The following is a 4,990-nucleotide window of genomic DNA, read 5'->3' on the forward strand; positions in this document are numbered from 1 at the left end:
GTTCCGATACGATTTCGGTCGAACCTACCCAAGAGGGGATGTGCCTCGCCTGCAAATTCAAAAGCTGCCAAACGTCATCGGGTCTATCGATCAGGCCGCTAATGCCGATGACGTTCTTGAAAGGTATATCCATTGGGGCGCGGAAAATCTTGCGGAGTTCGCCGCAGGCAAGCCGCTAAAGCGGGAAATCAATCTCGAACTCGGGTACTAGCCTAAGGCAGTCGGGCTCTCGGCAAGACTCCTGCTGGTTATTAGGTGAGAGGCGCGTGCTTTCCAAGGAACTACGCGCCTCTACCACTGCAAGTTCGCGGATGACGTGTCCAACTCTTAGTCACCTGTTCGTTAATCGCGGGCACGGTGTCAACCCCGATAGACAAAAGTGATCCACCGCCGGGTTCATGGTTCTTTCCGCGGTCGTCTCTACAGCCGCCGCATGATGGCGTTCAAGAGGTGTGCATCTCGATGTGAAGAGCGCGGTGCGTAGCGCCCGCTGGGACGACTTCGAGATTGCCAGCACCTTCGTCCCGGCAGGGACGCTTGTTCCGCCGAAGGCGGATCTGGGTCGGTTTAAGGCTGCTTCATGCGGCGCCCATCTGTGCCTGGAACTCAGTGCCGTCGGTCCAGATGGTGTGGAGGATGACAGCCATTTTGCGAGCAACGGCAACCTTCGCCTTTTTGGCGCCGATCCGTTTGGTCAGCTTGCTGCCCCAGCGCTTGAGCGCAGAACCTCGCCTGACAACGGTCAGCAGGACGTTCGCGGCTTCGAACAGATAAGTCCGAACCTGATGGTCGCCGCGTTTGGAGATGCGGCCAGTTCGGTCGACCTCGCCGGATTGATAACGCCTTGGTGTCAGGCCGAGATAGGCGCCAACGTCGGCGGAATGTCTGAAGCGAGCGGGGTTGTCGATGGTAACGACGAAAGCCAGAGCGGTCAGGGGACCGATACCGGGACCGGTCATCATTCGCCGAACAGTTTGGTCACCCTTGGCCATCACCACGAGTTCTCGATCAAAATTCTTCAATTTGCGCGGTCAAACAGGACTGAGCAAGGAGTAGTGGCGCGAAGATATCCTGCAAATCCGGCGATTCAGCGAGCACGGCGTTGACTTTCCGAGCCAGGTTGGTCGAACCGGCCCTGCCGACCACTATTCCCAACCCCTTACACAAGCCACGCATCTGGTTGTCGAGGTCACGCCGCAGATCCACCAGCTTGCTTCGAGCCGCCAGCATCGAACGGGTTTTCCAGCTCTCCGTCCCCTTCACGGCAGCTTCCCGGTACCATCCCATGCGGGGCCATTTCGGCCAACCCCTTGGCATCGTTCTGATCCGACTTGTTGATGCGCATCGATAACGCCGCGTGGGCGTGACGCGCATCAAGGCAAATCACCGGAAAGCCCAGTGCCCTGAGTTGATGCCAAAGCCAATTGGATAACGAGCCCGTTTCAAAGACGATCCGCTCAGCATTGCCGGCATGACGCCTTAGGAGCTCAGCGATCGCCTCCGGATTGGTCGGCGCACAGCCTTCGAATGTCACGTCGCCAGCCTGGTCCAAAACGCAAATGCTGGTTTCTTCCATAGAGACGTCCAGACCAACGTATTGCTTCATAGTGCGGCTTCTTTACGATTTGCTGACGCCGATCGTACCGATCCTCGTGTTCTCAAGAAGACGTCAGCCGCGATTACGCCATGTGAAGAATACGGAACGGCCTGAAAATACGCTGCGGATTCCGACGATCGCGCGCATGTATTCCGATCTGATGCCGCGCAGCTTTCCGATCTGATCGCGCGCAGGTGGAGCACCTGATCGTCGTGGCAAGATGTCACCGTATTTGGGGGCCGGTCAAGCGGCAGCGGGGATGGTGGACCTGCGCATGGATTCGCCGCCGAGTTCGAGCCGGTGAGCGTTGTGAACCAGGCGGTCAAGGATTGCATCGGCGTAGGTGGGATCCCTGATCAGATCGAACCAGCGGGCCACCGGGAGCTGGCTGGTCACCAGCGTTGAGCGACGCCCGTACCGGTCTTCGAGGATTTCAAGCAGGTGGTGACGGGCATTACCGTCGAGCGGTTCAAGCCCCCAATCGTCGAGGATTAGGAGATCGACCCTGGCGAGGCTTTTCATGCGCGCGGCGATGCGGCCGTCACCCTTGGCCAGGGACAGGTCGTCGATCAGGCGCGGCAGCCGAGTGTAGAGGACCGAGCGATTGTCACGGCAAGCCTTGTGGCCGATGGCGCAGGCCAACCAACTCTTCCCGACGCCGGCCGGCCCAATGATGGCCAAGCTCTCATGGGCAGCGATCCAGTCGCCCCTGAGCAGCCTGTCGAACAGCCGGCGATCGAGACCGCGCGCCGCGCGGTAATCGACGTCCTCGGGCTCGGCATGGTGACGTAGCCGGGCATGACGAAGGCGCAGCGCAAGGCGCCGGCCAGCGGTAGGTCGCCTCGTGATCGAGGAGAAGGGCAAGCCATTCGGCGTGGCTGAGGTTGGCGGCATCGCTGTTGCTTTCCATTTCGATGAACGCATTGGCCATGCCTGCCAGACCGAGTTGCCCCAGCAGTTCGAGTGTCGGGTGTTTGAGCATTGCAGTCCTTTCAGTGGTAATATCCGGGCCCCGGATGTTGGTGTGGAAGATCGGCGTTTGCTCCGGAGCTTTGCGCACCGGGATCTTGTCGAGCCCCTTCTCGAGGATCGATTTGACCGAGGGATAGTTGCGCGCCTGGATCTCCAGCGCGCGCCGCGCGGCCGCTTCCAGGCGTTCGGTGCCGAAGCGCTTCTCCAGTCCGATGATGCCGAGGCATGACCGGTAGCCCTGCTCGGGATGCGGCCGATCCTCGATGATCTTCTCAACCAGCAGCGACAGCATCGGCCCGATCCGCGCAGCTTCTTCCCGGATCTTCAATGGCGTCCATTCACGGTAGCGCCGGTGGCTCGACGGCATATGTTCGGGGATCGTCGTATGTCGCCCGTTGCCGCTTCCACGCATGTGGGCGGCGATACGTTCGCCATCAAGGAAGATTTCGAGCGTGCGTGCGGTAATGCGGGCCTCGACCTCGCGGCGGGCGAAGCGCCACGGTACCGAGTAATGGTGATGCTCGATGGCAATGTGATAATCGAGACCGACCCGGCAACGCTTCCATTCAGCGTGGATCCACGGTTCGATCGGCAGCGGCTTGAGGTTCGGCGCGTCGATCTCCTCGAACAGCTGACGCCGCGTTTTGCTGTACTGGCGAAGCACCCGTGTGTCGTTTAGATCGGCGATGCACTCGGCGACCGCAGCATTTACCTCGGCCAGGCTGTAGAAGATCCGCTTACGCAAGCGGCCCAGAACCCAGCGTTCGACAATGCCGACGCAGGCCTCGACTTTCGCCTTATCCCGCGGCCTCCTCGGCCGCGCCGGGAGCACCGCCGTGCCGTAATGGCGCGCCATGTCGGTATAGCTGCGGTTGACCATCGGATCGAAGTGACACGCCTTGATCACGGCGACCTTCGCGTTGTCGGGGACCAGAAGATGGGCCACGCCGCCGAAGAATGCGAAGGCGCGACTGTGCGCCTCGATCCAGTCGGCGAACTGCTCGGTCCACGTCGCGCAGGCAAATGACAAGCTCGATCCGCCGAGCACCGCCACAAACAGATGGGCATCGCGCACCTCACCGGTCCGGCGGTCGACTACAACCGGCACCCTGTCGCCGGCGTAATCGACAAACATCTTCTCGCCGCCCACGTGGTTCTGCCGCATCGTCAGAGGCAGGCGGCCTTCCCAGCGCCGGAACAGGCCACACCAACGACTGTAGCGATAGCCACCCGGGTGCGCGGCGATATATTCTTCCCACAGAACCTGCAGCGTCACATGCTTGCGCTTCAGCTCACGTGCCACCGCCGACCAGTCCGGTTCCGCCTGCTTGCGCCGGCCGGGCTTCACCCCAGGTAAGCCGTACAGGCACGCTTCCAGGTCGGCATCGCTTATCTCCACAGGGACTGGCCAGCTCAGCCCGGAGCGGGCAAACCGCTTCAGCATATCCCGGACCGTCGTCGCCCCGACCCCGGAACGCTCGCCAATCACCCGGGTCGATAGCCCTGCTTCCAGGCTCAGACGCAAAATCTCGCGCACGTGGCGCATCGTAACCCTCCTCGTCGGCATCCATTTCTCCGGTCGCTATCCGACCGGAACATGCCCCAACGATCAGGTTCTCCTACCTCCAAAGTGCGCGCGATCGCTTCGGAATCCTGCGCGGACAATTCTCGGAATGCTGCGCGCTATCACTTCGGAATGCTGCGCGCGATCAAATCGGAACGGTGCGCGCGATCGCCTCGGAATCGGCAGGCCTCCATCGTTACCAAACAATTGGCGGGCTCCCCGTGGCCTGTTCGTGCTGCACGCCGGGCGCTGCCTGATAACCCTTACGATGGCGCGACCGTACCGAGACACTCACCGGCTGTGTGATCGAGCGGGCTTATGTCGACAAGGGATACCGCGGCCACGACGCACAAATTCCCCGTCGCGTCTACATCTCCGACCAAAAGCGCGGCATCCTCGACGTCATCGCGAGCTGCGCCGTCGCTCCGCCATCGAACCAATCATCGGACACCTGAAGACCGAAGGTTACCTCGGCCGCTGCTACCTCAAAGGCCGCGCCGGCGATGCCGCCAACGTCGTCCTCTCAGCCGTCGGCCAGAGCTTCCGCCGCATCCTCGCCTGGCTCAGAGAACACTTGTGCGTGCTACTCGGGCCGCTATGGCCTGACATTCCTCGTCAAGCCGCGCTCAATCCGGCTTCTTAACGGACGACAATTTACTTGATGAATAGCTGGCGCGGGATCTTCGTTAGGGCCTCATAACCAGTTTCAGTTACAACGAATGGCTGCGTGATCGTAATTCCCTCATTCTCAAGCCAAAGACCAGACATCATGTGGAAACACATGCCAGGCCGCAAAACGGTTTGGTCACCTTTCCGAAGGCTGACCGTCTTTTCACCAACTGCAGGCGGATATCCCA

At 60.9% G+C, this 4,990-nt stretch carries 6 pseudogenes; 2 read left to right on the forward strand and 4 right to left on the reverse strand.

From position 1 onward, the window contains the following. A pseudogene (locus E4K65_RS48105) lies at positions 1-211 on the forward strand (phosphoglycerate dehydrogenase); the annotation flags it as partial. Positions 212-578: 367 nt separating this feature from the next. On the opposite strand, the pseudogene E4K65_RS50190 reads toward E4K65_RS48105, so the two are convergent. The 3 pseudogenes from E4K65_RS50190 to istA form a co-directional block, all read right to left on the reverse strand. Beyond that, positions 579-1,606, reverse strand: a pseudogene (locus E4K65_RS50190) (IS110 family RNA-guided transposase). Between the two features lie 234 nt (positions 1,607-1,840). Continuing rightward, positions 1,841-2,579, reverse strand: a pseudogene (istB, locus tag E4K65_RS46255) (IS21-like element helper ATPase IstB). 10 nt (positions 2,580-2,589) lie between these two features. Next, positions 2,590-4,115: pseudogene (gene istA / locus E4K65_RS46260) on the reverse strand (IS21 family transposase). Between the two features lie 108 nt (positions 4,116-4,223). Here istA and E4K65_RS46265 point away from each other — a divergent pair. Next, positions 4,224-4,776: pseudogene (locus E4K65_RS46265) on the forward strand (IS5/IS1182 family transposase); the annotation flags it as partial. An 11-nt stretch (positions 4,777-4,787) separates the two neighbouring features. On the opposite strand, the pseudogene E4K65_RS48365 reads toward E4K65_RS46265, so the two are convergent. Next, positions 4,788-4,990: pseudogene (locus E4K65_RS48365) on the reverse strand (M24 family metallopeptidase); the annotation flags it as partial.

This window comes from Bradyrhizobium niftali, from assembly GCF_004571025.1.
Classification (GTDB): domain Bacteria; phylum Pseudomonadota; class Alphaproteobacteria; order Rhizobiales; family Xanthobacteraceae; genus Bradyrhizobium; species Bradyrhizobium niftali.